Genomic DNA, 3,823 nt, shown 5'->3' with positions numbered 1-3,823 from the left:
CAGCCGTGCTGAATTGGCTCCGCAACCTGAAACCCAGAGCTGCCGTAATAATCTGAATCTCGTTGCGCATCTCGTGGGGCTGCTTTTGGTTGTTAGAAGAGGAGCGATGAAGAGCTGCTTGTTGACGAAAACTGGGTGCTTGGATTTCGAGAATCACAGCATGATGTACCAAGCGATCTACAGCAGCAACAGTCATAGTAGAGTCGGTAAAAATTTCATCCCAAGCACTGAAAGGGTGATTGGCAGTAATCATCAAGCTTTTGAGTTCGTAGCGGTGAGCAATTAACTCAAACAACACTGATGTTTCCACTTCCGACTTTTTGACATAACTGAGATCGTCAAGAATCAGCAGATCGTACTTATCGAGCTTGAGTAAAGCTGATTGCAGTTGTAAGTTGGCTTTCGCCGCCTGTAGTAGTTGTACGGCGGTGGTGGCACAGAGAAACTTGACTCGTGCACCCAGTTCCACCAAGCTACGACCGACTGCGGCGGCAAGGTGAGTTTTCCCGATTCCTGATGGACCAAACAGCAGCAGATTCTCACCGCGCTTCAACCAAGTGCTGTCTTGAGCCAACTGCATGATGGTAGGCTGATTTAAGCTGGGGCAATGGCTGAAGTCAAAGTTGGAAAAACCTTTTCCTGGGGGTAGGTGGGCATCTTTGAGGGCGCGTTGCACTCGTGCTTGGTAACGTTGCGTTGCTTCGGATTCGCACAGTGCAAGCAAGAACTGCGCGTGTGTCCAGCCCTGCGATAGGGCTTGACGCTCCAACTCTTGCCAATGGTTGTTCATGTGGGGCAGTTTGAGCGTTTTGAGGAGAAAGCCGAGAGTCTCGATGGCTGTGGTTTGGCTGTTGTTGGGGGACATGATGCAATAGAGAGTCGTAAGGGGAAAGGTCGTGTTGCTGTACCGCCAGCGTGGGATGTGTCACACTCTCACTCAAGTGAAACTGCTGTTGCAGTCCTGCCAAGCTGAGCGTACTAGACCCCAACTGGTCAGCCAAATACATTGCCACTGCGTGTTCCTTGTCTTGTTTAGCAGCGATATATAGCGCCTCGGTCATCAATCGAGCCGCCGTGTAGGAGTCGAATTGAGTCAACATCTCCTGCCATAATTGGCGGTAGTTGTCGTCAGGCAGTAATTCTTGCTGCCAAGTACAGTGCAAAAAAGCACGGGGTTTCAATCGCAGGCTGTCAATTACGTGACGATAATTGACGCAACGAGAGCGACGCAACGGATTGCTGGAGAGAACGTGAATGCGTGGCAGTTCTACCACCTGCTGCGTGCCGACAAAACCTACTATCCGGTCATGATGTAGGTGAATGCTTAAGCGCAAACCAATTAACTGGGACGGCACAGTGTAAGTGACGCAGCGCACAGTGATAGTACTGCGGCTGGTAACTCTCACGCTCAGGATTTCGTAGTCGGGGTAACGATAGTTGGGTAATGGATGTAGGTAGGACTGTTCTTCTTGAAACTTCGCCTGAATCCGTCTGTTGAGTTGCTCGACTACTTGATGGATAAACGCTTGATAGGCAGCAACACTGTCAAAATCAAACGAGCCACGCAGCAGTAGAGCTTGATGCAACCGCCGCTTGAAATATCCGTGGGGTGACTCAATTGAGCCATTTTCGTGGGCTAGCCCGCGATTATTGCGTGAGGGACGCAAATTGTAGTGCTGGCATAGCCGTTGATACATTTGTGTCAAATCTTCACTGGTTCGTCTGCCAAGGTTGCGGTAAGCGGCACTGAGACTATCTGTGCGATGCTCCTGCGGACAACCACCACACGCAGCAAGGGCATTCTGTAATCCTTCCGAAAGGGCAACCAAGCTCTCACCACCGTGGATTACTTGCACGTACTGCCATCCACTATAGGCGAGGCGATAATGATACAGTAGATGCTCCAAGGGTTGACCCGCAATCGTGACTTGCACCTGCTTGAGTTTGGTGAAATCCGACAAGCCCATAACGCCTGGTTGATGCTCTAATTCAAACATCACTGACTGTGCTGGTCCGCTCGTCGCTTTCCACTGCTGCACCCGTCGTTGTAGCGTCCGCATGATAGACTGCCTGTACTTGCCTGGATACTTTTGCTGGAGGTACTCGAACAACGTCATCGCTTGCAATTGCGGTTGTCTTTGCAGTAGTGGTACTAGTTCGCTGTCCCATACCTCAGCCAATGGGTCTTTGCGAGTGCGCCAGTCATGGGGTCGTCCGCGTTGCGGTTGATGCTCTCCCGCTTCAATGCGTCTACCCGTCCGCTCAGAAAATCCTCCCTTTGCTGCCGCTGTTTCTTGCGAAAAGCCAGATTCTCTCGCTTTCATGTATATTTGAACCTGTTTGAAATTAATTCGTTTTCCCGACACTAGGCAGTCCATTAATTGACGTTAATTGACGTTGCCTAGTAGATTTGTCCGAGAATTTGCAGCGTAGACTGTGCCTGGGTTCGAGTGCAGTTGTACTTGAACCAGACCCAACGACAGAACGCGGGTTGGAGATAGTTTCTGTTAGTAATTCTCCAAAAGATAGCGATTGCTAATTCATTGCATTCTCCAGATTCAATTCTTAATTGTAACGGGGAAAACAATCATCCCTAATCGAAATCGCACGAGACCACAAACGGTGAGAATAATTTGTTCGTAAGTGTTCGGATGGAGACGAAATCGCTCTTTAGCAATCCGGAAGATGCGCGCCAAGCGAATCACATGTTCAATGAAAATCCGACGTGTGCTGGAAAACTCCTTGTTCTGTGCCTTTTGTTGCGGGGTTAACTCTTTGCCCCGTGGCTTTTTGTGCGGGGTTTGCACATTTTCTGCTCCCACATAGGCTTTATCGCCGTCGAAGCCTTGTCCGGAAGCAAACTTCGACTGACGCTCCCGAAACAACGAGATATCGCTGGTTGGTCCCTTAGCCCCAGCGACGGCATCGACAATATCTTTGCCTGCGGGCAACGTGACAATCTGGGATTTGAATGTGTGCTGCTGCTTTTTGCCTGAGAAATACGATCGTTGCTCATCGTTGTCCCCAGGTCGTTCTCTGGCTTGCTCCAAGCTATCTACAATCAATTGGAATTGAGTCAACCACTCCTGCACAATCGCGTAATCACTGCTTTTTGATTCCACAAGTTCTGCGTAAACTTGCTGGCAACAAAACTCGCAGAATCTTCAACCAGTAATGAACTGTATCGTTTGCTTCTGTCTTAGACACCCCAAACTGGAGTCCTAACACCTCAAACGTGGGATAGTGCCTCAAGTAGAACAGGCACAAACAAACCTCTTCAGCCACCGAGAGCAACGGTTTGCGTCCTCCGCCTTTGGCATTGATCCGGACTTTCTGGCGTTCCAGCTCGGCTTGTCGCTCTGTATGGCTCAATTCTGCCTGTTCCAACAGTTGAAGAAATTGCTGGAAATCAATGCCCAACAATCGCTTGGTGCGGTGGGGATACTTGTGAATATAATGAAGTGGATTTTTCATCTTTGGTAGAGCGGCAAAAACTCCGTTTTACCATCTTTCTTCTCCACTATTTAGATTTCGGACAGGTCTAATGAATAAGTGGCTTTTTCCAGGTTTTTATCAGTTTTAGGTGAGCCACCATTACAGTCAATTTTCGACCAGGACTTCTGCTAAGTTCAATCCGTCTCTCAATCTCGATAGCTGCCAATCTTGATAATCGGTGAAGTCGAGCTTATTGAGGTTTTTAATCGGCAAGCTTCTACCTCTAGCAATTCCGAGATCGAAAGTAGCTAAGGATCGTGGATTAAATAAGGTGTAATAGTTTCAGTTGACTCTGTAAACTAGAGAAGCAGACTGATGAACAGGTGAA

The 3,823-nt window shown here is 48.7% G+C and carries 3 protein-coding genes and 1 pseudogene; all 4 read right to left on the bottom strand.

Features of this window, described 5'->3' with window-relative positions:
• Positions 1-790: IS21-like element helper ATPase IstB (gene istB, locus DSM107010_RS37215; protein WP_127025368.1), on the bottom strand; the 790-nt coding region annotated here is incomplete at its 3' end.
• Positions 791-1,451: 661 nt separating this feature from the next.
• A pseudogene (gene istA, locus DSM107010_RS41870) lies at positions 1,452-2,324 on the bottom strand (IS21 family transposase); the annotation flags it as partial.
• A 234-nt stretch (positions 2,325-2,558) separates the two neighbouring features.
• Positions 2,559-3,122 (bottom strand): HARBI1 family protein, encoded by a 564-nt coding sequence (locus DSM107010_RS40795; protein WP_199756042.1) that lies wholly within the window; start codon positions 3,120-3,122, stop codon positions 2,559-2,561.
• Positions 3,103-3,474 (bottom strand): helix-turn-helix domain-containing protein, encoded by a 372-nt coding sequence (locus DSM107010_RS40790; protein WP_199756041.1) that lies wholly within the window; start codon positions 3,472-3,474, stop codon positions 3,103-3,105. The genes DSM107010_RS40795 and DSM107010_RS40790 overlap by 20 nt, the downstream gene beginning before the upstream one ends.
• Between the last annotated feature and the right edge of the window lie 349 nt (positions 3,475-3,823).

The organism is Chroococcidiopsis cubana SAG 39.79 (assembly GCF_003991895.1).
Taxonomy (GTDB): domain Bacteria; phylum Cyanobacteriota; class Cyanobacteriia; order Cyanobacteriales; family Chroococcidiopsidaceae; genus Chroococcidiopsis; species Chroococcidiopsis thermalis.
The sequence above is the reverse complement of the archived record's forward strand: the minus strand, read 5'-3'. Positions and strand labels throughout refer to the sequence as shown.